General features: G+C 56.2%; 22 protein-coding genes. 13 read left to right on the top strand and 9 right to left on the bottom strand.

Annotation, left to right across the window (positions count from 1 at the left end; genetic code table 11):
• Positions 1-18: 18 nt before the first annotated feature.
• A complete protein-coding gene (locus EJ361_RS00875; RefSeq protein ID WP_126243458.1) occupies positions 19-486 on the bottom strand; it encodes a DUF5362 family protein in 468 nt (155 codons plus the stop codon).
• A 20-nt stretch (positions 487-506) separates the two neighbouring features.
• Positions 507-1,136, bottom strand: coding sequence for a hypothetical protein (locus EJ361_RS00870; protein ID WP_126243457.1), 630 nt, complete (start codon positions 1,134-1,136; stop codon positions 507-509).
• 378 nt (positions 1,137-1,514) lie between these two features.
• Between EJ361_RS00870 and EJ361_RS00865 the strand changes: the two genes are divergently transcribed.
• Genes EJ361_RS00865 through EJ361_RS00845 form a run of 5 tightly spaced genes read left to right on the top strand, consistent with a single transcriptional unit; the run spans position 1,515 to position 7,290 of the window.
• Entirely contained in the window at positions 1,515-2,759 is a 1,245-nt protein-coding gene (locus EJ361_RS00865) for an efflux RND transporter periplasmic adaptor subunit (RefSeq protein WP_126243456.1), read from the top strand.
• Positions 2,756-4,219, top strand: coding sequence for a TolC family protein (locus tag EJ361_RS00860; RefSeq protein WP_126243455.1), 1,464 nt, complete (start codon positions 2,756-2,758; stop codon positions 4,217-4,219). Before EJ361_RS00865 ends, EJ361_RS00860 begins: the two co-directional genes overlap by 4 nt.
• Complete coding sequence (locus EJ361_RS00855; protein WP_126243454.1) at positions 4,197-4,862, top strand: ABC transporter ATP-binding protein; 666 nt, start codon at positions 4,197-4,199, stop codon at positions 4,860-4,862. The genes EJ361_RS00860 and EJ361_RS00855 overlap by 23 nt, the downstream gene beginning before the upstream one ends.
• A 19-nt stretch (positions 4,863-4,881) precedes the next feature.
• Positions 4,882-6,120, top strand: a complete 1,239-nt coding sequence (locus EJ361_RS00850) for an ABC transporter permease (protein WP_126243453.1) — start codon at positions 4,882-4,884, stop codon at positions 6,118-6,120.
• 9 nt (positions 6,121-6,129) lie between these two features.
• Complete coding sequence (locus tag EJ361_RS00845) at positions 6,130-7,290, top strand: ABC transporter permease (protein ID WP_126243452.1); 1,161 nt, start codon at positions 6,130-6,132, stop codon at positions 7,288-7,290.
• Between the two features lie 95 nt (positions 7,291-7,385).
• On the opposite strand, the gene EJ361_RS00840 is transcribed toward EJ361_RS00845, so the two are convergent.
• From EJ361_RS00840 to EJ361_RS00830, 3 genes are read right to left on the bottom strand one after another with little or no spacing between them, the layout of a single operon-like run.
• Positions 7,386-7,802 carry a DoxX family protein gene (locus EJ361_RS00840; RefSeq protein WP_126243451.1) on the bottom strand — a complete coding sequence of 139 codons (417 nt, stop codon included), beginning with the start codon at positions 7,800-7,802 and terminating at the stop codon, positions 7,386-7,388.
• Positions 7,803-7,813: 11 nt separating this feature from the next.
• A complete protein-coding gene (locus EJ361_RS00835) occupies positions 7,814-8,218 on the bottom strand; it encodes a VOC family protein (RefSeq protein ID WP_126243450.1) in 405 nt (134 codons plus the stop codon).
• 2 nt (positions 8,219-8,220) lie between these two features.
• Positions 8,221-8,625: a VOC family protein gene (locus tag EJ361_RS00830; protein WP_126243449.1), complete on the bottom strand. Its 405-nt coding sequence runs from the start codon at positions 8,623-8,625 to the stop codon at positions 8,221-8,223.
• Between the two features lie 138 nt (positions 8,626-8,763).
• Between EJ361_RS00830 and EJ361_RS00825 the strand changes: the two genes are divergently transcribed.
• From EJ361_RS00825 to EJ361_RS00790, 8 genes are all read left to right on the top strand, one after another.
• Positions 8,764-9,741 (top strand): GlxA family transcriptional regulator, encoded by a 978-nt coding sequence (locus tag EJ361_RS00825; protein WP_126243448.1) that lies wholly within the window; start codon positions 8,764-8,766, stop codon positions 9,739-9,741.
• A gap of 64 nt (positions 9,742-9,805) precedes the next feature.
• Positions 9,806-11,182 (top strand): sigma-54-dependent transcriptional regulator, encoded by a 1,377-nt coding sequence (locus EJ361_RS00820; RefSeq protein ID WP_126243447.1) that lies wholly within the window; start codon positions 9,806-9,808, stop codon positions 11,180-11,182.
• Positions 11,166-12,404, top strand: a complete 1,239-nt coding sequence (locus EJ361_RS00815) for a sensor histidine kinase (protein ID WP_126243446.1) — start codon at positions 11,166-11,168, stop codon at positions 12,402-12,404. Before EJ361_RS00820 ends, EJ361_RS00815 begins: the two co-directional genes overlap by 17 nt.
• A 92-nt stretch (positions 12,405-12,496) precedes the next feature.
• Positions 12,497-13,909 (top strand): ATP-binding protein, encoded by a 1,413-nt coding sequence (locus tag EJ361_RS00810; protein WP_126243445.1) that lies wholly within the window; start codon positions 12,497-12,499, stop codon positions 13,907-13,909.
• A complete protein-coding gene (locus tag EJ361_RS00805) occupies positions 13,906-15,567 on the top strand; it encodes an FAD-dependent oxidoreductase (RefSeq protein ID WP_126243444.1) in 1,662 nt (553 codons plus the stop codon). Before EJ361_RS00810 ends, EJ361_RS00805 begins: the two co-directional genes overlap by 4 nt.
• A 13-nt stretch (positions 15,568-15,580) precedes the next feature.
• Complete coding sequence (locus EJ361_RS00800) at positions 15,581-15,850, top strand: UBP-type zinc finger domain-containing protein (protein WP_126243443.1); 270 nt, start codon at positions 15,581-15,583, stop codon at positions 15,848-15,850.
• Between the two features lie 54 nt (positions 15,851-15,904).
• Positions 15,905-16,117, top strand: coding sequence for a hypothetical protein (locus EJ361_RS00795; RefSeq protein ID WP_126243442.1), 213 nt, complete (start codon positions 15,905-15,907; stop codon positions 16,115-16,117).
• A gap of 59 nt (positions 16,118-16,176) precedes the next feature.
• The gene (locus tag EJ361_RS00790; protein ID WP_126243441.1) at positions 16,177-16,782 is read left to right on the top strand and encodes a hypothetical protein; all 606 of its coding nucleotides are present in this window, start codon (positions 16,177-16,179) and stop codon (positions 16,780-16,782) included.
• 60 nt (positions 16,783-16,842) lie between these two features.
• Here EJ361_RS00790 and EJ361_RS00785 read toward each other — a convergent pair whose 3' ends face one another.
• The 4 genes from EJ361_RS00785 to uvrA form a co-directional block, all read right to left on the bottom strand.
• Positions 16,843-21,387, bottom strand: coding sequence for an efflux RND transporter permease subunit (locus tag EJ361_RS00785; protein WP_126243440.1), 4,545 nt, complete (start codon positions 21,385-21,387; stop codon positions 16,843-16,845).
• Positions 21,388-21,420: 33 nt separating this feature from the next.
• A complete protein-coding gene (locus tag EJ361_RS00780) occupies positions 21,421-22,536 on the bottom strand; it encodes an efflux RND transporter periplasmic adaptor subunit (protein ID WP_126243439.1) in 1,116 nt (371 codons plus the stop codon).
• A gap of 127 nt (positions 22,537-22,663) precedes the next feature.
• Positions 22,664-22,951 carry a hypothetical protein gene (locus EJ361_RS00775; protein WP_126243438.1) on the bottom strand — a complete coding sequence of 96 codons (288 nt, stop codon included), beginning with the start codon at positions 22,949-22,951 and terminating at the stop codon, positions 22,664-22,666.
• 306 nt (positions 22,952-23,257) lie between these two features.
• Entirely contained in the window at positions 23,258-25,765 is a 2,508-nt protein-coding gene (gene uvrA / locus EJ361_RS00770; protein WP_126243437.1) for an excinuclease ABC subunit UvrA, read from the bottom strand.
• Positions 25,766-25,805: the final 40 nt, after the last annotated feature.

Genomic DNA, 25,805 nt, shown 5'->3' with positions numbered 1-25,805 from the left:
ATATCATCTGTATAAGTATTAACTCAACATGGATAAACCGGCGATCAGTCCGCCGATAAATGCCAGCACCATGATCGCCAGCAGTACGATGGTATAAATACCATAGAACTTGAACAGTGATTTCAGGTTGCTGAAAGATTCGGTCAACGTATGCTGGTCGTTATTCTCCAAAGCCACTTTCAGCCGCGTGGAAAAGCGGTACAAATAGATAACGGGGATCACCATCAGCGCCACGATGAGCAGGATGAAGATCAGGCCCGTGCCGGTAGCCATCATCGTGCTCATGGGGCTGGACCCGTAAGCGGTTTCCATGACCGGCCCGCTGGCCCTTTGGCCAACCAGTAGCATGATAATGACGCACAGCCCGTAAAAGCCGAGCCCGATAAAGGCGAGAATAGACAGGAACCGGCCCCATTTGGCGGTTTCTTTCAGAAAACGGGCACTGGTTTCGTCGATGTGGAGATCGAACAGGTTTTGATTTTCCATTTTTGTAGGTTTTAGATAGATCAGTTTCCGGATGAGTTGTTGAGACCGGCTTCGAATTGCGCCCTCATTTCCCTGAACACGGTTAACAATGCGCTGTGGTCGGTTTCCAGCGCGGGCCTTTGCGCATCCCTGAACTGCGCGCCATGCTGCAGGCGCGGCCAGAAAATGAAGCGGTAATAATGGGATATGTACGATTCGATCACTGGGTTATCACGGAACGCCTGCAGGTGCGAAACGTTCTCCAGGCTATTGGCATAGTCGCCGAAAAGATCGATGAAGTTCGACAATGCGTCCATCGCTTTGAGGCTAAGCTTCCGCTTGCTGCAAAGCGACTGTTCGATGTAATCGGCATCGTATGCGTTACAGACCGTCGGGGTCAGTTCCACTACCCTTTCCAGCCACTGCGGGAACCGCGCATGGTACACCAGCCCGGGCAACTGCGCATCCGCCGCAGCCGCCACGCTTTCCGGCGTTTCCGCCGTAAAAACCGGGCCATTCCGGTGCATGAGCAAGCGGTCGCCACTCACCCTGTCCGTATACCAAACGAGGTACACCGGGTGAGGGAGCGTAGCCGACTGATAGCTAACGATCCAGGTGTCGCAGGCTACACAGCACGATTCAAACCGCTTCTTTGTGGACTGTTGAGGCATATGATTCCGGGCCGAATATATATATTATTTTTGTTATTTCGTAATGAAAAGATAATTATTATTTTACTTCAGCCCCCATTTCAATTTCCGCCACCGCTATTCGAACCCGCCTTCGTCTGCATCCACCCGGAGCGCGTAAATGCCTTTAGTATCCCACCTGGGCGGTGCAGGCACCGGCCGAATCCGGGCAATGACCACCCCGTCGTTCCCCGGCGCGCCGCCTCTTTTTGATCCGTCGTTCCATTTGTTCCAATTCCGGAAATTCTGTCCGATATCGAACGCTTTTTTGTAACCGGAGCTCCATATCTAGTTGAATACGTGATGATTATGTTTGGCACTCGGATTGGAAAGGGAAAGGCAAATTTTTCAGATTTACCTATGGACAGATCGCTTCCATCCACATTCACACAGAACCGCCGGCGCAAACGCTGGATCGTGGCCGCCGGCATCATCGTCATTGTGGCGGTGGCCGTATTGTGTATCCGTTTTTTTTTCAACGCCACCGTGCCGCGCGCATCCATCCAAACCGCACAGGTAGGCACCGGTGATATCGAGAATACGCTCACCGCATCCGGCGAAGTATTGCCGGAATTCGAAGAAGTGATCACCAGCCCGGTAAATGCCGCGTTGCTGGAAGTATCCATCGCCGCGGGCGCTACCGTTAAAGCCGGCCAGCCGCTGCTGAAGCTCGACAAGGCTACGGCGGAAACGGAATACGAGAAAGGTAAGTTCCAGCTGGAATCCAGCCGCAACAACATCAAAAAACTGCGCCTCCAGCTCAACAAAAGCTACTTCGACCTCCAAACCGGCAACAACATCAAGCAATTGCGCATCCAGGCGCTGCAGGCCGATGTCGAGAACGCAAAAAGGCTTTACAAGGCCGGCGGCGGCACCCGGGAAAGCGTGGAGCAGGCCGAAACCAATCTCCGCGTGGCGCAGCACGAAAAAGCCCAATTGGAATACGAGATAAAAAACAAACAGGAAGCCATGCAGGTAGAAATGCGGGAATCCGAGATTGAATCCGCCATCCAGGCACAGGCGCTCACCGAGCTCAAAAGGAAACTCGACGGCGCCGGCATCGTAGCACACCGCAACGGGGTAGTTACCTGGGTGAACCGCAACATCGGCACTACCGTGCGAGAGGGAGAGCCGCTGGTACGCATCGCGGACCTTCAAAGTTTCAAGGTGACGGGCACGATCGCCGATAATTATTCCGATAAGCTGTCGGCCGGAATGCCCGTCATCATCCGCATCCAGGACCAGAGCATCCGTGGCCGGGTACAAACCGTTCACCCCGCGGTGCTGAACAGTACGGTCACTTTCGACATCCGGCTGGACCAGGGCCATTATCCTTCCCTCCGCCCGAACCTGAAAGTAGACGTGTACCCCGTAACCGCATCGGGGCACGGCGTACTGCGGGCTCCGAACGGCGCGGCGTTCAACGGCGTATCGCCCATGGCGGTATATGTCGTGGAAGGGAACAAGGCCGTGAGAAGAATGGTGCAGACCGGCATGGCGAATTTCGATTTCGTGGAAATCAAATCCGGGCTGAAAGCCGGTGAAACTATCATCATCTCCGACATGAGCGGGTTCAAACACGCCAAAGAAATCGACATCCAATGAAGCGCATCCCAATATTGATATTATTGCTGTTTCCCGTGCTCCTCCCCGCCCAGGACACCTTGCAGCTTTCGCTGGACGAGGTGGTGGGCATGGCGCGCAAAGGTTCCATCGCCGCGAAGCAGGCCATCACCGTCCGTAAGACGAAATACTGGGAATGGCGCACCCATCGTTCCAACTACCAGCCGCAGCTGGCGCTGGAAGGTACTTTGCCGGGGTTTCAGAAAACGTTCAACCCCGTTACGCAGCCGAACGGCACCATAAAATTCGAGCCGGTACATTATAATAACTCGGCGCTCAACCTCTCCTTCAGCCAGGGGATTACCGCAACGGGCGGCCGTATCTATGGCGCCACGCAACTGCAAAGGTTCGATGATTTCGACGCCAAAACGAAGCTGTATAACGCCATCCCTTACACGATCGGGTATTCGCAGCCGCTGTTCCAGTTTAACCAGATGAAGTGGGACAACCGCATCGCGCCCATCAGGTTCGCGGAAAGCAAACAACAGTTTATCGCCGATATGGAATTCATCGGCGTGAAGGCGGCCGATTACTTTTTCGACCTGCTGCTGGCGCAGGTCAATTTCCAGATCGCCGTCACCAACCTCGAAAACACACGACAGATCCAGCGGATCGCCGATGAAAAGTTTGCGCTGGGCAAAATTTCCCGCAACGAAATCTTACAATTGCAACTGGAATACCTGAAAGCCGAGAAAGCGGCCGGTACGGCGCGCCGCGATATGGAGATCGCTGCCATGAATCTCCGCGCCTATGCCGGGATGCAGCATGCCGGCAAAATCCGCCTGGAGCTGCCGCCGGCCATGATCGCCATGCAGGTTAACGCGGACAGGGTGCTGGAAGAAGCTTATGCCAACAACGCGCAGTCGCTCGCCTATGAAAGGCGTGTCAGGGAAGCGAAGCGCGACGTGGCGAAAGCGAAAGGGGAAAACGGGCTGAACGCCGCGCTCAACGCTAACCTGGGCTATTCCAACAGCGCAGCCGATCTCGGGAAAGTGTACCGCGATCCGCAAAACCAGCAGCTCGTGGAACTGAAATTCACCATTCCCGTGCTGGACTGGGGCCGCCAGCGGTCGCGCACCAAAACGGCGGAAGCCAACCTGGAATTCACCCAGTACGCCGTGGAGCAGGACCGCCAGAACTTCGCGCAGGCGGTTACCACCCAGGTTACCCTGTACACCATGATGCAGGAACAGGTGCAACTGAGCGCGTCGGCAGACAGCATCGCGTCGGAAAAATACGAGATCGCACGGCAACGGTACGTGCTGGGCAACCTGAGCATTACCGACCTCAGTATCGCCTTCACGGAGAAAGACCAGGCCAAGCGCGACTACATCCTGGCGCTGCGGGATTTCTGGGGCGCCTATTATGAATTACGCTATTTATCCCTATACGATTTCGAAAAAAATAAAAAGATCAGTTATGATACAATTGAAAAAGATTGAAAAAGTTTACCGTACCGACACGGTGGAAACGCAAGCCCTCAACTGCATAGACCTGAACGTGGCCAAAGGGGAATTCCTCAGCATCATGGGCCCCTCCGGCTGCGGCAAAAGCACCCTGCTCAATATCATGGGCCTGCTGGATGCGCCCAGCGGCGGACAGGTAACCATCGCCGGGTCGGACACGCTCCACCTGCGCGACAAGCAGCTGGCGCATTTCCGGAACCAGCGCATCGGGTTCATTTTCCAGAGCTACCATCTCATCAACGATTTGCGGGTGCTCGACAATGTGGAGCTGCCGCTGCTGTACCGTAAATCCACCGCCAAGGAAAGGCGGGAGCTGGCCGGGGAAGCCCTCGGCAAAGTGGGCCTCGGCAACCGCATGAAACACTTCCCCACACAGCTTTCCGGCGGGCAGAAACAACGCGTGGCCATCGCCCGGGCGATCGTAGGCCGGCCGTCGATCATCCTGGCCGACGAGCCCACCGGCAACCTCGACAGCGCCATGGGCAACGAAGTGATGGACATCCTCCTCCGCCTCAACAAGGAAGACGGCACTACCATCGTGATGGTGACCCACGACGAACAAATGGCCCGAAAAACGCACCGGCTCGTTCGCCTGTTCGACGGCGCCCAGGTACAGTAAATCCCTTAATCCGCTACCCATGCTCATTAACTATTTCAAAATCGCCATAGCCGTACTGAAGCGCAGGAAGTTCTTCACTTTCATTTCGCTTTTCGGCATCAGCTTTTCCCTCACGATCCTCATGGTGCTCACCGCCGCCATCGATCACCTGGTGAGCCCCTCCTACCCGGATGTTCACCGCGACCGCAGCCTGTATTCGATGACACTCAAGCTCACCGATCCAAAGGAACAGGGCCAGCGCACCGGCCCGTTCAATTACCATTTTCTCCATACTTATGTGGAAAGCATGAAAACGCCCGAAGCCGTGGCCATTTCATCCATCTTCGCCCCATCCAACACCTACGTCAATAACCAGAAACTGGTCATAGACATCAAATACACCAATGAAGGTTTCTGGAAGGTGCTGCAATTTCAGTTCCTGGAAGGCAAACCCTACACCCAGGCCCAGATAGACGCGGGCGAACGGGTGGCCGTCATCACAGAAAGCACGCGCGACCGCTATTTCGGCAAAGGCGTTCCGGCCGTGGGCAAGTTGTTGGAAACGGACAATGTGCAATACCGCATAGCCGGTGTCGTGAAAAGCGTGGCGATCACGCAGGTTTTCGCCTATGGCGACATGTACCTGCCATGGACGGTATCACAGCAGCACACCGCTAAAAAGGGCTACAACGGTATGTTTATCCCCATCCTCCTCGCTCCGTCGAAGGCCGACTTACCGGCGATGCAGGCGGAATATGCGCACCAGATGTCGAAAGTACCCATGCCGCATGAACATTTTACCGAACTGGAAAGCCATGCCAAACCCTACCTGACCACCTTCACCCGCATGTTGCTGGGCAAACACGATTCCGACGGCACATCGAAACTGATGATCTATCTTGGCGCGTTCCTTTTGTTCTTTCTGCTGCTGCCCACGCTCAACCTCGTGAACCTCAACCTGAGCCGGATCCTCGAAAGAGCGTCAGAAATAGGGGTGCGCAAGGCGTTCGGCGCTTCGTCGGGCACGCTGGTGGTGCAGTTCATCGTGGAAAACGTGATCCTTACGCTGATCGGCGGGATCATCGGGATGGCGCTTTCCTTTATCGTGATCGGCATTCTCAACCAGGCGGAACTGCTCAGCCATGTGACGCTCAGCCTCAATTACAAAGTACTCGCCATCAGTATGGTCATTTGCCTGGTGTTCGGATGCATGTCTGGCGTTTACCCCGCCTGGCGTATGAGCCGGATGCAAATCGCCACCGCATTGAAAACCGTTTAAAACATCCGTATGCTGCAACATCTGCTCACCCTCATTTGGAATAAAAAGCGGCAACATTTCCTGCTGTTCCTGGAACTGTTCGTCTCCTTCCTCGTTTTATTTGCCGTATTCACCATGCTGGTTTACAATTACGGGAATCTCCGTACACCGCGTGGTTTTGAATACCGGCGGGTGCTGTCCGTCACCGCTTCCCTCCAGGTACCCGAAGGTGCATCAAAAGATTCGCTGACCCAACTTTCGGAACAGCTCAAAAGATCGCTGAGAAATATGCCCGGCGTAGCCGCGGTATCTTACGTAAGTTCAAACAGCCCTTATACGTTGAGCTCATCGAGCGACAACCTTTCCTACGACAACATTTCCGTACAAGCCGAATCTTACTGGGCAGACGATGATTTTGCCAAAACCCTGCAAGCGGAATTGCTCCGTGGCAGATGGTACAACAAGCAGGACGTGGCCGCAACGCGCCGCCCGGTGGTCATCAACGAAAAGCTCGCGGAAAAATTCTTCGGCGCAGCAGACCCCGTGGGCCGGGTACTTTCCGGTAACCGGCAGATCGTGGGCGTGGTGCGCAACCTGAAAGACAAGGGCGATTATGCGGAAATGATACCCGGCATTTATCAGCGCATCGACAGCGGGTTCCAGGACAAGTTCCTCATAAAACTGACCGCTGGCGCCGCCCCTTCCACAGAAAGCCAGATCTACAAAACCATCATGCACCACCTCCCCGGCTCCAGCACGGAAATCGAAAAACTGGAAGACAAACGGGTGGTAAAGAACCGCCTGGCGCTGGTGCCCGTCGTCCTCATGCTGGTGATCAGCGGGTTCCTCGTGCTGAACGTGGCCCTGGGGATTTACGGCGTGGTATGGTACAGCGTGAACAAACGAAGGGGCGAACTGGGCCTCCGCAAAGCCGTGGGCGCCACCGCGGGAGGGATCACGCGGCAGATCGTGGGCGAAGCCCTCGTGCTGACAAGCCTCCCGCTGCTGCTCGGGATCATTCTGGCGGTACAGTTCCCGCTGCTCCACCTGTTCGACCTCCCCGCTACCACCTACATTGCCGCCATCCTGCTGGCCGCCGTATTCCTTTATGTGCTCGTATCCTTCTGCGCGCTGTACCCGGGCAGACAAGCCGCCAAAATCTATCCGGCGGTAGCCTTGCACGAAGATTAATAAAAAAACGTGTTGTGCTTTAATAGGCACAACACGTTTAAAACCCGGCGAAGGTGTGTAGAAATGTAAGGGCGGAAGGTGTTTTCCGCGGCGTATCAGGCCATGCTCCGCACGTAAAGCCCATCCTCCTTCTGCCGGCTCCTGGCAGCATGGATTTTATGCCAGCTGAAATACGAGCCCGCCAGCACCCCCATCACTACGATGGGCATCAGGACGTATGCGATGTTGCCGTCTACCACAACGTGGCTGATCACGGCAAATACCAGGTTGAACGTCAGCCCTGCGTAAGCCCATTCCTTTAACCGGCCTGGTACCTGGGGCAGCAATATCGCCAATGTGCCGGCGAGTTTGAAGAAGATCAGCGCGAGGGCGAAATAGTCGGGATAACCGAGGGGCCGCGTGCCTATGTAGGTGTACTCCGGCGTAAAAATCAGGGTGCTGATGGGCATAACACCTTCGAAAAGGAAAATTGCGATGGTGGTTATCCAGAAAATAATCTTAGTCGTTTTCATGTTGGATTGATTTATAAATGAACACTTAATATCCAGCAGATACGGTACATATCTACAATGTTGACGAGCGGATTGGTATTTTCCATGGAACAGAAATTCCTGTTGATGAGCTTATTGATCAGCCGGGTGCGTTCGGTAAAGGAGGAACATTCGATCAGGATGCTGACGTTATTGCCGGGATAGATGCTGGCATCATCCGTAAGATCGGTGCCGGCCAGTTTGAAATATTCGTTTTCCAGCGTGGCCCAGACCACGGCGTTCCGCATTTCGGGCTGCAAACCAGTGCCAAGCGGCGTGTCTGCCAGCGTTTGCACCGTCAATGTTCCACCGAAGCATTTGCTGTAATAGTGGAATGCCTGGCTGCAGTTCCCGTTAAAGGAAAGGTGCACCGCGAAAAGGGGGCCTGCACGTTTCATATTTATCCAGGGTACTTGCTCATATCCATAAACAATACCTCCCAATGGTTACCATCCGGATCACTGAAGCTTCTTTGCTGCATGAACCCGTAATCTTTCGGGGAAGCGGGCTCGCTGCCGCCGGCCTTCAAAGCCGCATCGGCCATGGTGTCTACTTCTTCCCGGCTGTCCAGCGAAACGGAATTGATCACGCCGATGCCCGTTTTTGCGTCGATGATCTTTTTGTCGGTAAACTGGGAGAACTTGTCGTGCGTCAGCAACATCACATATATTTCTTCGCTCAGTACCATGCAGGCCGCCGTTTCGTCGGTAAAGGCCGGGTTGTTGGTAAAGCCGGTTTTCGTATAGAAGTCCATCGACTTTCCAAGGTCGGCTACAGGTAAATTGATGAAAATTTTCTTTGCCATGATGTGTGTGTTTTTAGTTTTTGTTCGTTGAAACAAAGGTGGCCCAAATACCCGAAACCGATACTGCATGAATGCGTCAAATTAAGGGGGTGAAAATGACAGGCATGCCGTATCTTTACTTATAACATTTTCAAGTCTATGCGAGTAACAGTTTTCGCACCCGAAAAAGGTGTCATAGAAGCGGTAACGCCTCCCTACCGTGCCTTCAAGGCAGCGAACGACTTTCTGATGGCTTTGGGAAAAGAGCCGGTTTTTGAGGTGGAATACGCCGGTCTTACCCCTTATGTATCTGCAAACGACGGCGAGTATACGATCAAGGCCGACCGGCTCCTCCGGGATGTGGGCACCACCGATCTGCTGATCATCCCGCCCGTGTACGGCGATCTGGACGAAGGGATCAGGATCAATGCCGAAGCCTTTCCGTATATCCGGCAATTGTATAAAAAGGGTTGCAGCGTGGCCAGTTTATGTTTAGGCGCTTTCCTGCTGGCGGAAACCGGGCTGCTGAACGGCAAGAAATGCTCCACGCATTGGGCGTACCTGGACGAGTTCCGTATGCGCTACCCCGGCATTGCGGTGGTAGACGGCGCCATTATCACCGAGGTCGGCAATATCTACAGCAGCGGCGGCGCCAGCAGCCTCTGGAACCTGGTACTTTACCTGATCGAGAAATTTTCGGACAGGGAAACGGCCGTTCTGATCTCGAAAAACTTCGCGCTGGATATCGGGCGCAGCAGCCAGGCGGTTTTTACGGTGTTCAAAGGACAGAAAAGACATGCCGACGATGAGATCATCCAGGTACAGGATTATATAGAAAAGAATTACACCGAAAAAATGACGATAGACGAACTGGCGGCCATCGTCAATTCCGGCCGCCGCACCTTCGAGCGAAGGTTCCGCCAGGCCACCAACAACACGCCCCTCGAGTATATCCAGCGGGTTCGCATAGAAGCCGCCAAACGTCATTTCGAAGCATCCAGGAAAAATGTCAGTGAAGTGATGTTCGACGTGGGATATACCGATACCAAAGCATTCCGGGATACCTTCAAAAAAGTGACCGGGCTAACACCTTTGGAATACAGGAACAAATATGCCAGGGTTGCCGCAGAAGCGTAACCGATGGATTTTTTTTGACCATGCGCTGTTTTTAATAGCACACGATAATATTTACTGAAGGCGTATGATCCTGATCATTGACGACGATATCGCAGTCCGCACCTCCCTCCTGCTGCTTTTACGACAGGAAGGATTCGAAGCTACCGCCGCCGGCACGCCGGAACAGGCTATGGAAGCCATTTCCCAAACGAGGCCCGGCCTCATCCTCCTCGACCTGAATTTTTCCAACCGCACCACCGGCGAAGAAGGCATGGCCCTGCTCGAACGCATCAAAACCTTCGACCACACCATCCCCGTGATCCTCATCACCGGCTGGGGAAGCATAGAACTGGCCGTTCAGGGCATGAAACTCGGCGCGGCCGATTTCATCACCAAACCCTGGAGCAACGAGGCACTCCTCCAATCCGTACGCACCGTGCTGGCGCTGCAGGACAAAAAGCCCGTCCGCGGCCTCACCCGCAAACAGCTCGACAAAGACTACGATTTCCGCCAGATCATTGGAGACGATCCCGCCATGCTGCAGGTCCTCGAAACGATCGGGCGCGTGGCGGCGACGGACGCTTCCGTGCTCATCACCGGCGAAAGCGGGACCGGCAAGGAACTCGTGGCCGAAGCCATTCACCAGAACTCGCGCCGCAAGCAGCGCCCCTTCGTGAAAGTGAACCTCGGCGGCATCTCCGCTTCCCTGTTCGAAAGCGAAATGTTCGGGCACGTCCGCGGCGCATTCACCGACGCCCGGTTCGACCGCACCGGCCGTTTCGAACTGGCGAACAAAGGCACCATCTTCCTGGACGAAACCGGCGACCTCGAACCCTCCAGCCAGGTGAAACTGCTTCGCGTGCTGCAGGACCGGACGTACGAAGTGCTCGGCAGCAGCCGCACCAAAACGGTGGACGTACGCGTGGTATGCGCCACCAACAAGAACCTTCATCAAATGGTGGCCGACGGCACTTTCCGGGAAGACCTCCTCTACCGCATCAACCTCATCACCATTCACCTCCCCGCCCTCCGCGAGCGCCCGGGCGATATTCCCCTGCTGGTCAACCATTTCATCCGCAACCTCCGCGAAATCTATAACCGGCCCGCGCTTACCGTTTCCAAAGAAGCGCTGAAATGGCTGCAATCGCTGCCGTTGCCGGGCAACATCCGGCAACTGAAGAACCTCACCGAGCGTACGATGCTCGTGCACAACGCCGATGTACTGGAAATCGAACATTTCAGGGGGCAACTGGAGCTTTCGCCGGCCGCGAAAGGTCAATTGCAACTACCGGGCGTAGGCACCATTACGCTGGAAGACCTGGAGGTGGAAATGATACGCAAGGCCCTGGCATTCCATCAAAACAAGATCGCACGGGCGGCAGCGGCGCTGGGGCTCACGCGGAGCGCGCTGTACCGCAGGCTGGAAAAATACAATATACCTTACGATGAAGCTGCGGACTAAATTCCTCCTGTTCGTGATCGTGCTGCATGCCGTGGCGCTCACCCTGTCGTGGTTCGTGTTCAGGGAAAACAAATGGCTTTTTCTCGCCAGCGAGCTGTTCATATTATTGTCGCTCTGGTTCTCCCGGAGCCTGTACCTGCAATTGCTGCGGCCGCTGAAGATGTTGACACAGGGCGCGGAAGCATTGAAAGACAAGGATTTCAGCGTGCGGCTGATCAAAACGGGGCAATCGGAAATGGACGCCCTGATCGAAGTATACAACCAGATGCTCGACCAGTTGCGGCATGAGCGCACCTTGCAGGAGCAACAGCATTTCTTCCTCGAAAAACTCATATTCACCTCTCCCACCGGTATCATCATCCTCGATTATGACGGACAGGTGCAGCAAACCAATCCCAAGGCGGAAATCCTTCTCCGGCAGCTGCCGCGGCTGCTGGAAGACGTACAGGAACTGGGAAGCGGTGAGTCGCGGACATTGACCATCAATGGCGTCAACACCTTCAAACTGCAGAAATCGCATTTCATCGACCGGGGATTTGCGCGGCATTTCGTCATGATCGAAGAACTGACGACCGAAATCCTGGCGGCGGAAAAGAAAGTCTACGGCAAAGTGATCCGCATGATGGCGCATGAAGTCAACAATACGATCGGCCCCGTCAATAGCATCATTGGTTCTACGCTCAAAGCCCATACGCTCGACCCCGCGCACCAGGGCGCCCTGGAAGTGGCCGTGGAACGCAACCAGCACCTGAACGGGTTCATGCGCAATTTCGCCGACCTCGTCAAATTACCGCCGCCGGAACGCAAACCCCTGTCCATCCAATCCCTACTCCGCCACGCCGCGCAACTCCATGAAGCCCGCGCCGCCGAAAAAAACATCCGCATCCACCTCGATTTCCTCCCCCACGATACCACCGTTTCTGGCGACCGCCTGCAACTGGAACAGGTCCTCATCAACGTCATCAAAAACGCCATGGAAGCCATCGGATCGGATGGCGACATCCGGATCGCACAACTGCAGGACGCCGTCCGGATCAGCGATTCCGGCCATGGCGTAGAAGCCCCGGCAGACGTATTCACACCGTTTTTTTCCACGAAACCCGACGGGCAGGGCATCGGGCTCATGCTCGTCCGCGACATCCTCATGGCGCATGGCTGGCAGTTTTCCCTTGAAACGCACCTCCCGGGAGACACGCGTTTTACCATCCGGTTCACGCGCTGATGTGCCGATACCGCATTCCGGTGCCGGCATCATTTCCTTATCGTCCGCAATTCGCTGATAATAAGTATCTTTAAAAAAACAGCGATTTTACCGTGACCATCCAGGACCTCCAACTGTTCGATGCCCTCAAAGACGTGCCCGAAGCGCAATTGCAATGGCTGATCGATAACAGCGAAACCGAACGTTTCGCCGAAGGCGATTACCTGTACAAACCCGGCGACGAAATCCGGGGCGTCCATTTCATCCTTTCCGGGACCATCGAATTCTACCGCATCCAGGCGGGCAACAAAGTGCCCGTGACCGAAACCTCCGCGCACCAGGTAACCGGCATCCTGCCCTATTCCCGTGCCCGCGGCTCCATCGGCTATTCCTGTTGCAAAACGGCGGTGGAAATGATGACGTACCCGAAAGCGAAGCTGCGGGAAATGATGGCCCAACAATACGAGCTGACGCAGGCGCTGGTATTCGTCATGACCAACCGCGTACGGGATTTCACCATCATCACGCAGCAGAATGAAAAAATGATGGCACTGGGGAAACTGGCGGCCGGGCTGGCGCACGAACTGAACAATCCCGCCGCGGCGATCGTACGCGGGTCGGATACGCTGGGCGAACATTTGCGCGGCGCGCCGGAAACGTTCCGGAAAATGATGCTGACGCGGCTTTCGCCGGAAGAAGCGGATTTCGTGTGCGACCAGATCCGCGAATCGCTGTCCGTCGCCGACCGGCCCGTTCCCGGCATGCTGGAACGCAGCAGCCAGGAAGATGCTATCAGCGACTGGCTCTACGATCACCACATCCCGGATGTACCCGATATGGCGGAGAATTTCCGGCATTACGGCCTGCATCCCCCGTCTCTGGACGATTTCGCGAAAAAGCTGCCGGCAGAATACCTCGGCACCGTGCTCTCCTGGATGAGCAGCCATTTCACCACGGAACGCATGCTCTCCGACATCCGCGAGGCCTCGCAGCGCATTTCCGGACTGGTGAAGTCGGTAAAGATTTTCACGCATATGGATGGAGGCGCCGACAAACAGTTCATCGACATCCATACCGGCATCCGCAACACGCTCGTGATGATGCAATACAAGCTGCGGAAAGGGAAGATAGCAGTGAAAGAAGAATTCGACGACACGCTCCCGCCCGTATTTGCATTGTCCGGAGAATTGAACCAGGTCTGGACCAACCTCATCGATAACGCCGCCGATGCGCTCGAAGCCCAGGGCAACGGGGTGCTGACCATCCGCACCGTGCGCGACGGCGAATTCGTGAAGGTAACCGTGGGCGATAATGGACCGGGCATCCCGCAGGAAAACCTTTCCCGTATCTTCGACCCGTTTTTTACCACCAAAGCCATCGGCAAAGGCACCGGCCTGGGCCTGGACGCGGTGATGAACATCGTGCGGCAGCATCATGGTTCCGTGAAAGCCACGTCGGAACCAGGGAATACCGTATTTACCATCTGCTTTCCCATCAACGGTGAAGCCAATACCATCCATACATGAACCAGCCCATTATATTTTTGATAGACGACGATCAGCAGGTGCTTCGCGCCATCAGCCGGGATTTGCGCAACCAGTTCCGCGACCGCTACAAGGTTTTGTCGACCGCATCCGTGGCAGAAGCACTGGGGAGCCTCACCGAATTGCAGAATAAAGGCGAAGAAGTGGCCCTGTTCCTTTCCGACCAGCGCATGCCCGAAATGGACGGTGTTCATTTCCTCGAAAAGGCCATGAAAGTGTTCCCCGAAGCGAAGCGCGTGCTGCTCACGGCGTATTCCGACACCGAAGCGGCCATCAAGGCGATCAACGACGTGAAACTGGATTATTACCTCATGAAACCCTGGGACCCGCCGGAAGAAAAGCTCTATCCGGTTATGGAAGAGATCCTGGGCGACTGGCAGGCCAATTACCGGCCTGATTTCAAAGGCATCCGCGTGATCGGGTACCAGTTTTCGCCGCGCAGCCACGAGATCAAGGATTTCCTGGCAGGCAATCTCGTTCCATACCAGTGGATGGACGTGGAAAGCAGCGAACAAGGCAAGCTCCTCGCCGCCGCCAATAACCTCGGCGCGCAGGAATTACCCGCTATCATATTCGAAGACGGCGCGCTGTTCGCGAAGCCGGCGTTGAAAGACATCGCATCGCGGATCGGGCTGAACCCCACCGTGCGCAACCAGGTGTACGACGTGGCCATCATCGGCGCGGGGCCCGCGGGACTGGCGGCTTCGGTATATGGCGCGTCTGAAGGGCTCAGTACCTTGCTCATCGAGCGGCGGGCGCCGGGCGGACAGGCGGGCACCAGCTCGCGGATCGAAAATTACCTGGGATTCCCGACAGGATTGAGCGGCGCCGACCTGACGCGGCGCGCCATTACGCAGGCGACCCGTTTCGGAACGGAGTTTTTGTCGCCCCAATCGGTGGCCGGCATACAGGTGAAAGACCAGTATAAAATCATTTCGCTGGACGATGGTACCGAAATCTACAGCAAAGCCCTCGTGATCACGACGGGCGTGGATTACCGGAAGCTGGAAACCCGCGGCATCGGGGATTTTACGGGAGCCGGCGTGTATTACGGCGCGGCAAGCACCGAAGCGGCATCGTGCCGGGACAAGGAAGTGTTCGTGCTCGGCGGAGGGAACTCCGCGGGACAGGCGGCTATGTACCTGTCGAAATTCGCCAGGAATGTGCATATCGTCATCCGCAAGCCCGACCTGCGCTCGTCCATGAGCGCCTATCTCATCGACCAGATCGCGCAAACGCCCAATATTCACCTGCTGCCCTGCGCGGAGATCGCAGAGGGAACGGGGGAAGCGAAGCTCGCGAACCTGCGCCTGCGCGATCTCAACTCGGGTGCTGAAACCGACATGCCGGCGGATGCGCTGTATATTTTCATCGGCGCGCGGCCGTATACCGATTGGATCGGCGACGGCATCATAAAAAACGACAAGGGATTCATCGAAACGGGGCGCGATCTCCAGCAATACCCGGCCTTCCGGCAGCTTTGGAAACCCGCCCGCGATCCGTATATCCTGGAAACGAGCATCCCGGGCATCTTTGCCGCCGGCGACGTGCGCGCGGGCGCTATGAACCGCGTGGCGGCCGCCGTGGGCGAAGGTTCCATGGCGATCAGCTTCGTCCATAAATATTTAGCCGAAACCTGATAAAAACGTTCTTATGGCCGATAAACCCTGCCAGCATATCCTGCAACTGGAAAGGCTGGTACACCCGAAAAAACACGAATGCGAGGAATGTGTCAAGACGGGCGGCACCTGGCTGCACCTGCGCACCTGCCAGACCTGCGGCGGCACTTTTTGCTGCGACAGCTCCCCTTCCCGCCACATGACCGCGCATTTCCATGCTTCCGGACATCCGGTGGTCATTTCCGCGGAGCCGGGGGAACAGTGGATCTGGTGCTACGAAGACCAAAGTTTCGCGGAATACTAATGATCGCTTGCATATGTTATATATTTAACATATATTTAAGACAAATCCTGTCCTATGAAAAACGTATCCGCTACTTTTCTCGCGGTGATGCTTCTGTTTGCCACCGTATCCAACAGTTTTTTCTGCGGAATCCTGGCTTATAACTGGATCGACCCGTCGACCGTGAAAGGCGCGCTGCTGTTCCTCTTTTCGTGGGGCGCTGCTAGTTGCGCGGGCTACCTCATCTTATCTAGTATCGTGAAAATGGTGTTTGGAAAAGTGGAATAAAGGTGGGATGGATCGATGGGGGATTATGTTTATTTTTGGATTCCAAATATTTATCCCTCATGCGAAAAATTTCATCCCTGGCCTGGCTCCTTCCCGCGGCTTTCGTGTTTGCCGGCTGCAGTAGCAAGGAAGATGACCCCAAACCCGACCATCCCCTGAACGGCACTTACGAGTTCGTTTCCGTGTATTTGCAGGCGCGGACGGAGATGTCGTATAAACTGGTGAACGACGAGATGAAGATCGTTTCCGACATCGAATATACTTCCAAAGACAATACGGGCATGGTGCTCATCGAAGGCAATACGATGACGTCTTCCGGTTTCGGATATACGATCGTAGCCACCATGAACGTGCATTCCGTAAAGAATGGTACAGCCGGCCCCGTGTCCTCCGTTCCATTTACCTTCACCATGCCCAAAAGCAATAGTGCAGGCACTTTCAAATATATCGGCGCCGATTCCGTATTTTTTGAAAAAGGGATAACACAAATCCCTTCCACCGGCCAGGAAATGCCGGCCATGCCGAACGCCACCAAATACACGATCGTGAACGGCGACCTGATATTCATGTCGGAAATCAATATGTCCGGCACCGTTACGGAACAGGGTCAGGTGACGCAGAAAAAGCAGACGGGACTGGCCATCACCCGGCTTAGAAAGTTGTAATCAAACGGAAACGTTGCATATAAAAAAGAAAAAGGGCCGGTCAACTGACCGGCCCTTGCCCTATTCCGCACCTCCGCCCAAGGCCCTGTAGAGCGCTATCACACCGTCGAACACTTCACGCCGGTGCTGCGCCAGAGCCAGTTCTGCATCGAGGACGTTTTTCTGGGCATTGATCACTTCCAGATAATTGGCGTACCCCGTGGCGAACAGATCGCGCGAGGTGGATACGCCGGATTGCAGCATGAGCACTTCCGCTTCCTTGAGCTTATATGCCTGCTCGCTGTTGCCGACTTTTTGCAGCGAGGTGGATACTTCCTGGTATCCGTTCACGATAGCCTGGCGGTACGCGTAGAACGCGCTCATGCCTTCGGCCGTAGCGATCCGGTAGCGCGACCGGATCTGGTTTTGATTGAACACTGGCGCCGTGAGCCCGCCCAGCGCCGAGTATGCGATGGAAGCAGGGCTCTTGAACAGCAATCCCGGGTCGAATGCATTGTAGCCCACGGATGCGCTCAGCGTCAGCGTGGGGAAAAACGACGCGCGCGCCGCGTTCACGTCGGCCTTTGCCGCCACCAGTTCCAGTTCCGCCTGGCGGATGTCTGGCCGCGCCAGCAAAAGTTTCGCCGGAATGCCTTCCGTCAGTTTCGCCGGGATGGGCGCTTCCAGCAGATTTTTCGAGCGTGGCACTTCCTGGGGGAACCGCCCTGCAAGGGCGTTCAGCTGGTTTTCGATTTCGGTGCGTTGCTGCCGGATGCCGAATGCCAGGGCTTTCGTGTTCAGGAATTGCGCATGGAACTGCTGTACCGCCAGCGCAGTGGCCCTCCCTGCTTCCTGCTGGATTTTAACCGTTTCCAGTGCGGATTCCTGCAACAGCACGTTCTTTTCGATAACGGCCAGTTCGTAATCGAGCTCCAGCAAATGGTAGTACAGCGAAGCGATCTGGGCCGTCAGTTGCGTATACACGAGCCGGCGGCCTTCGGCCGAAGCGAGGAACCTTGCATACGCAGCCTCTTTCTGCCGCTTCAGTTTCCCCCACAGATCGATCTCCCATGCACTGCGCAGCCCCGCAAAATAGTCCGGCACCGCCGGCGTGGGGAGGCGCTGGTCTTTATCGATATTGGGCGACAGGTTCGTATCGAAATTGCCGACCCCGTCGATGGTATATTTCCCGAATTTCTCCGTTCCCGCATGCACGCCGGCGTTGAGCGTTGGCAGCCAGGCTTTGCGCGCCATGGCCAGTTGTGCCTCTACGGTTTCCATTTTCTGCACGGCGATGAGCACGTCGGCATTATTGCGGAACGCGGTATCGAACAGTTGCTGCAGGTAAGGGTCGGTGAAGAACGATTTGACGGGAAGGAGGCTCACCGGCGCGAGGGTATCCTTTTCCGCCTGCGGTACCACCGGCAGTTCCGGGGTTTGCAGCGGCTGGGGCGCCTTACACGCGCCCAGGAACAGCAGCAAGGCCGCAGCCGCTACCACCGCAGGCTTCAGCTTCTTCCGCTTCACCTTAATCCTTGAAAACAGTACATACAATCCCGGAATAACGAGCACCCCGAAAATGGTCCCGATCAGCATCCCGCCCGCAGCGGCCGTACCGATGGAGCGGTTGCCCATGGCGCCCGCGCCACTGGCGATACACAGCGGGATCAGGCCGGCGATGAACGCGAAGCTCGTCATCAGGATGGGCCGTAACCGGCTCACCCCGCCTTCTATGGCCGCCCTTACCACCGTAAGCCCCTGTTTCTGCCGCTGTACCGCAAACTCCACGATCAGGATGGCGTTCTTGCCCAGCAAGCCGATCAGCATCACTAGCGCCACCTGCGCGTAAATGTTGTTTTCCAGGCCGGCGAGCTTGAGGCAGAGGAACGCCCCGAAAATGCCCGCAGGCAGCGAAAGCAGCACCGGCAGCGGCAGCATGAAGCTTTCATATTGCGCCGCCAGCAACAGGTACACGAACAGAAGGCATATCCCGAAAATATAGATCGCCTGGTTGCCGGACAGCACCTGTTCGCGCGTCATCCCGCTCCATTCGAACGAGAATCCGCGAGGCAGGGTGGCTTTCGCCGTTTCCTCGATGGCCTTGATAGCATCGCCGCTGGAGAAGCCCGGCGCCGCATCGCCGTTGATCATGGCAGACATGTACATGTTGTACCGCGTGAGGGTTTCCGGGCCGTAGACCCGCTCCAGCCGCACGAAGTTGGAGAAAGGCACCATTTCGCCGTGATCGTTCTTCACATGCAGCAGCAGCACGTCTTCCGGCTTTGTACGGTATTGCGGCGAGGCTTGCACCATCACCTTGTACATCTGTCCGAAACGGATGAAGTTGCTCGCGTAAAAACTGCCCAGCAGGGTTTGCAGGGTGCTCATGGCATTGTCGATACTCACGCCCTTTTTGGCCGCCATGGCCTGGTCTACGTGGATCATGTATTGCGGGAAAGCCGGGTCGAAGCTCGTGAAGGCGCTCCCGATCTCGGGGCGCTTCTCCAGCGCGGCGATGAATTTATTCGTCACTTCCGCCACCTGTTCCAGATCGTCGGCACCCGTGCGGTCCAGCACGCGCAGCTCGAAGCCGGAAGCGTTGCCGAAACCGGGCACCGTCGGCGGCGGGAAGTATTCGATGGATGCGTCGGCGATGTTGCGCGTCCGCTGTTTCAGCGTTTCAATGATCTCGTTGACCGACTGTTCGCGGTCGCCCCAGGACTTGAGGTTGATCATCCCCATCCCGTAAGACGCGCCCGCTACTTCGTTCACGAGGCTGTACCCTGCGAGGGTGGACACCGATTCTACCGCATCCATTCCCGCGGCAGCGGCCTGCACGGAATCCAGCACTTTCTCGGTACGTTCCACCGTGGCGCCGTTAGGTGTGGTCACGTTCACGTAGATCATACCCTGGTCTTCCCCGGGAATGAATCCCCCCGGCAGAATGGCCGCCGCGCCCCAGGTGAGCACGAAGAACACGATGAGCATGATCAGCGTCAGCACCCGCTTTCCGGCGATGGCGCCCACGATGCGCTTGTATTTGTTCTCTGTTTTGTTATACCCGCGGTTGAACATATTGAAGAACCGTTGCAGCGGATTGGTGCGCATATGCCCGTGCGGATCGTGTTTCAACATGAGCGCGCAAAGCGCCGGCGTAAGCGTGAGCGCATTGATCCCCGAAATGATGATCGCGAAGGCGAGCGTAAGCGAAAACTGCCGGTAAAATACGCCCACCGGCCCGCTGAGGAACGCCACGGGAATAAATACCGCAGACATCACCAGCGTGATGGCGATCACCGCCCCGCTGATTTCCTTCATCGACGCCAGTGTTGCCTGAAGCGCAGGCAAATGTGTCTCGGTCATTTTCGCATGCACCGCTTCCACCACCACGATCGCATTGTCCACTACGATCCCGATCGACAATACCAGCGCGAAAAGCGTGAGCAGGTTGATGGAAAAGCCCATCAGCTGCATAAACGCCAGCGTACCGATCAGCGCCACCGGGATGGCCAGGATGGGGATCAGCGTAGAGCGCCAGTCCTGCAAAAACAGGAACACCACGATCCCTACCAGGATGAACGCTTCAAACAGTGTGCGCAACACTTCTGCGATAGACGCGTCGAGGAAGCGGGACACGTCGTAATTGAAGTTGTACGTCATGCCCGGCGGGAACGACGATGCCTTCAGCTCTTCCATCCGCAGTTTCACGTTCGTGATCACATCCTGCGCATTGGAGCCCGGCCGCTGTTTGAGCATGATCGAAGCGGAAGGTTTCCCGTCCGTTTTCGATACCATTCCGTACGTCAGCGCCCCGAATTCCACGTCCGCAATCTCTTTCAGCCGCAGCACCGACCCGTCGGGATTGGCGCGGATGATGATATCGGCATATTGATCCGGCTCGAAATATTTACCGGTATATCGAAGCACGTATTGCAGCAATTGCGCTTCCTTGTCGGAGCTTTCGCCGGTTTTACCCGGCGCTGCTTCGATGTTCTGACGGCGGATAGCCTGTACCACTTCATCGGCAGACACGTTGTAGGCCAGCATCCGGTCGGGTTGCAGCCATACGCGCATGGCGTATTCCTTGGCGCCCATGATCTCGGCAAAGCCCACCCCGTCGATACGCTTCAGTTCCTTCAGCACGTTAATATCGGCGAAGTTGTAGATGAAGTTCTCATCGAGCGTGGAGTCTTCGCTCATCACGTTGAGGTACAGCAGCATGGAGTTCACTTCCTTTTCGGTCGTAACCCCGGCTTTGATCACCTCTTCGGGCAGTTCGTCGATGATGGTAGACACGCGGTTCTGCACGTTCACGGCAGCCTGGTCCGGATCCGTTCCCACCTTGAAAAAAATGGTGATGAGCGTGGTACCGTTGTTGGAGGAAACAGACGTCATGTACGTCATGCCCGGAACGCCGTTGATGGCCCTTTCCAGGGGGATGGCCACGGCGTTGGCGCACACTTCGGCGTTGGCGCCGGTATATTTGGCCGTTACCGTAACGGATGGCGGCACGATATCGGGGAACTGGGTGACCGGCAACCCGAAAAGCGCCAGCAGCCCCAGTAATACTATAAACAAAGAGATCACCAGCGACAGCACAGGCCGCCTGATAAAAGTATCGAACATTACGTTTGGTTTCTGGTTACGATTCAATCTGTCTTACAAAGCCTTCACCTGGCCGGCAGCCACGAGTTTGGGGCTGATCTTCATGCCTTCCCGCAAATTGCGGATGCCTTCGAAAACGATCTTCTCGCCCGGCTTCAGCCCTGAATTCACGAGATAGGAATGCGAGATCCTTGCTCCCGGCTCGAATGCGCGCATCTTCACCGTATTGTCCGTATCCAGCACGTATACATAGTTTTTGTCTTGCATCTCGAACACTGCTTTCTGCGGGAGCAGCAGGCAGCTATCGATCCGGTTGGTGAGCGTCACTTTCCCGCTGGCGCCGTGTTTGAGCACCTGTTGCGGATTGGGGAAGCGCGCCCTGAAAGCGATAGACCCCGTATTTTCCTCGAACTCGCTTTCCACGGTTTCCACATGGCCGTCGTGATGATAATCCGAACCATCGGCCAGCACGAGCGATACGCCCCGGCGGGCATCGTTGCCGCTGCGGATGAACTCGAGGTATTCGGTTTCCGAAACATTGAAGTAAGCGTACACTTCATGGATGTCAGACACGGTGGTGAGTAGGTTCCCTTCGCTCACGAAGCTCCCTGTTTTGAGGGGGATCCGGTCGATGAACCCGTCGAACGGTGCGCGGATGCTCGTGTACGACAATTGTGTGGCCGCGTTGAACTCGGCGGAGCGGGCCTCTTCGATCCTGGCGTTGTACGCGGCGAGTTTGGCCTGGGCTACTTCCAGTTCGGAGGCGGAGATTACTTTTTTGGTGACGAGGATTTTTACGCGGTCCACCTCGAGGCTGGCGGCCTTGGCTTCGGCGATGGCGCTGCTGAGCGCGGCTTTGGCGCGGGCCAGTTCGGCACGGTGTTCTTCGTCGTTGAGGCTGAAGAGCAGTTGCCCTTTCTTCACCTGCTGGCCTTCGTCTACATAAATCTTATTGAGAAACCCGTTGATGCGGGCCCTTACGTCTACGTTGCGCACGGCCTGGATATCGGCCACGTAATGGCGGTGAAGTACGGTGTCCGTTTTTTCGAGTTTGAGGACAGGGAACGATTGCAGGTCGTTTTCTTTGTTGCCGGAATCTCCCTTGGTGACGCAGCCGGTCAAAGTCGCGGCTACAAGGGCAATAGCGATGCCTCCTGTTATCTGGTGCATAATAGGTAAAAAAGATTTATGGGGCCGGAGGAACGTACGTTTCCGGCCGCGTTTAGGAAAATGCAGAACTGTCGCCCATGACGGGCGCAGGTGTGATCAATGTCGTAAAGTCAGGGGAAGGGCCGGCTCAGAATAGCGTGTACCGGAAGAGGAAATTGTAATAAGCCGGGAGAAAGGCGTCTTGCTGGAGATACACGCCAGTCTTATTCTCCTCCATTTCCGGCCGGAATGTCTTGTCTGTCTGGTCCGGCGCCACCTGTTGGGTAAAATTGAACTGTTTGGAAGCAGCGTTAAGGTAATATCTTCCACGGCGGCGCGATTGCTTTGCCCGAACGCTGGCATCGTCGTCTTCCTGATTGTTGGTCAGGAAAACCGACGGCAATTCTACTTCGGGCTGCAGATCGATTTCGATCATGTGCATTTCAACGGGCATCACCCCGGCGTGCGCCGGAATAACGAATCCCGCCAAATGCTGGATACAAACAAGAAACAGTAAGAACAATATTTTTCTGTTGATCCTCATGAGTATGCGATACAATTCATCCAACTGCAAAAATATACAACGCGGTTGTAAATCCTATAAAAAGAGGATCAACGGTTGGGTTTTTAACAAAAAGTTAAAATGACCATATGTCTGAAACCCTCCACAGCAGCGAGTTTCACAACACATTGCAAATTCGTCCCGTATCAGGATGATTGGCATCGATAAATAGTACCATTGCTATTGCATGGAAGCTATGAATGCGGACAGGTACGGTGCGGTTTTGCTGTTGGGGGAAGCCGCCACGGCGGACGGCGGCCCTTCCGCAACGATGTTCCCTCCTTTCTCGCCCGCGCCCGGTCCCATATCGATCACCCAATCCGCCCCGGCGATCACCCGCATATCGTGCTCCACCACGATCACCGTATTCCCGGCCGCCACGAGCCTTTCCAGTTGCAGCATGAGCTTGTCGACGTCAGACGGGTGCAACCCGGTGGTGGGCTCGTCCAGCACATACAGCGTATTTCCCTTACCCGTGCGCTGCAATTCCGTCGCCAGTTTGATGCGCTGCGCCTCACCTCCGGAAAGTTCCGTTGCCGGCTGGCCCAGCCGCAAATATCCCAGTCCCACATCGCGGAGCACACCCAGCGGCCGCTGCACGCTTTCGTCACCGGCAAAAAACGCATGCGCCTGGTCAACCGTAAGCCCCAGCACTTCGGCGATGTTTTTGTCGCGGTAGGTCACTTCCAGCGTTTTTTCATTGTACCGCGCGCCGTGGCAGGTGGGACAAGGCGAATAGACGCTGGGCAAAAACAGCAGTTCTACCATCACGAACCCTTCACCTTCGCAGGTTTTGCAGCGGCCTTTGGCCACGTTGAAGGAGAAGCGGCCGGCGTCGTATTTGCGGCTGCGCGCCATGGGGGTTTCGGCGAATATCTTCCTGACATGATCGAACAGTCCGGTATACGTGGCCAGGTTGGAGCGCGGCGTCCGCCCGATCGGCGCCTGGTTCACCTGCACGAGCCGGGCAATGTGTTCCATACCGGAGGCGATCTGACCGTCGGCCGAACCTTGCGCCTGCGGCGTTTCTTCGTGCTCCGCATCCGGCGCGTGGCCCAATGCGCCCGCCACCAGCTCCACGAGCGCCTGGCTTACGAGGCTCGACTTCCCCGAACCGGAAATCCCCGTCACCGCAGTGAGCAGGCCGAGTGGAAAGGCCGCATCGAGGCCATGGAGGTTATTGCGGGAGATGCCTTTGAGCTGCAGCCAGTCCTTCGGTGAATAATCCGGTCTTTCGGGGATAGACTGCCGGCCGAAGAGGTAATTCCGCGTCACGGAGCCTTGTACGCTTTCGAGCCCCTGGGGATCGCCGCTGTAGAGGATTTCTCCGCCATTGGTACCCGCGGCCGGGCCTACGTCCACGATCCAGTCGGCCTCGCGGATGACATCCGTCTCGTGCTCCACCACGAAAAGCGTGTTCCCGGAGGCTTTGAGGCCCTTCAACGCGCGCAGGAGCGCCTCCGTGTCTGCCGGGTGTAATCCGGCGGAAGGCTCATCCAGCACGTAAACCACGCCGAAAAGATTACTCCTCACCTGCGTGGCCAGGCGCAGGCGCTGTAATTCTCCGGGAGACAGCGTAGGCGTGCTGCGGTCGGGCGTCAGGTAGCCCAGCCCCAGGTCGAGCAACACCTGCAGGCGGGCGCAAATATCTGCCGTGATGCGCTGTGCCACGATGTTGCGCTCCGGGTGCGCGGGATCGGCCTTCTTTTTATTATTTGCGAACGGCGCGAGCGTTTCCGCAAGCTTTTCGAGTGAAAGATGGGCGATTTCTGCGATATCGCGCCCTGCGAACTTTACCGACAGCGATTCCTTACGGAGGCGTTTGCCTTTGCAGGTAGGGCATGGCGCGCTTACCATGTATTGCTGCACGCGTTTTTTCATCATCGCGCTTTGCGTGTTGGAAAATGTATGCAGCAGGTAGCGCCTCGCGCCACTGAAAGTACCCATGTAACTGGGCTCCATTTTCTGTTTAACCGCCAGTTTCGTTTCTTCCGGCGTAAATCCGGCGTATACGGGCGCTGTGGGCTGCTCTTCGGTGAAGAGGATCCAGTCGCGGGTCTTTTGGGGAAGGTCTTTCCAGGGCTTGTCGACATCGTACCCCAATGTTACGAGGATATCGCGCAGATTTTGGCCATACCAGGCCTGCGGCCATGCGGCGATGGCGCGTTCGCGGATCGTGAGCGAGGGATCGGGGACCATGGAGGCTTCGGTGGCGTCGTAAGTCATGCCCATGCCGTGGCAGGTGGGGCAAGCGCCTTCGGGGGAGTTGGGGGAAAAAGCTTCCGCGTGAATGATGGGCTGGTTGCGGGGGTATTCCCCTGCACGGGAGTAGAGCATGCGGAGCAGGTTGCCGAGAGTGGTGACGCTGCCGACCGACGAGCGTGTGGTGGGCGCGCCGCGCTGTTGCTGGAGGGCTACCGCGGGCGGCAGGCCGTCGATTTCATCTACGTCGGGAACGGACAGCTGGTGAAAGAGCCGCCTGGCGTAGGGCGACACAGATTCGAGATATCGCCTTTGCGCCTCGGCGTACAGCGTGCCGAACGCCAGGGAAGATTTCCCCGAACCCGAAACGCCGGTGAATACCACGAGCGCATCCCGCGGGATATCGAGGTCTACGTTTTTGAGGTTGTGTTCCCTTGCGCCGCGGACGGTCACGAATCCGGGTTTCGGTGTATGATGATGAGCCATATCTGAATGTATTCACCGCAAAAATACGAACGGGCCGGGA

The organism is Chitinophaga rhizosphaerae (assembly GCF_003958645.1).
Lineage (GTDB): Bacteria > Bacteroidota > Bacteroidia > Chitinophagales > Chitinophagaceae > Chitinophaga > Chitinophaga rhizosphaerae.
This window is presented reverse-complemented; position numbering and strand designations above follow the sequence as displayed.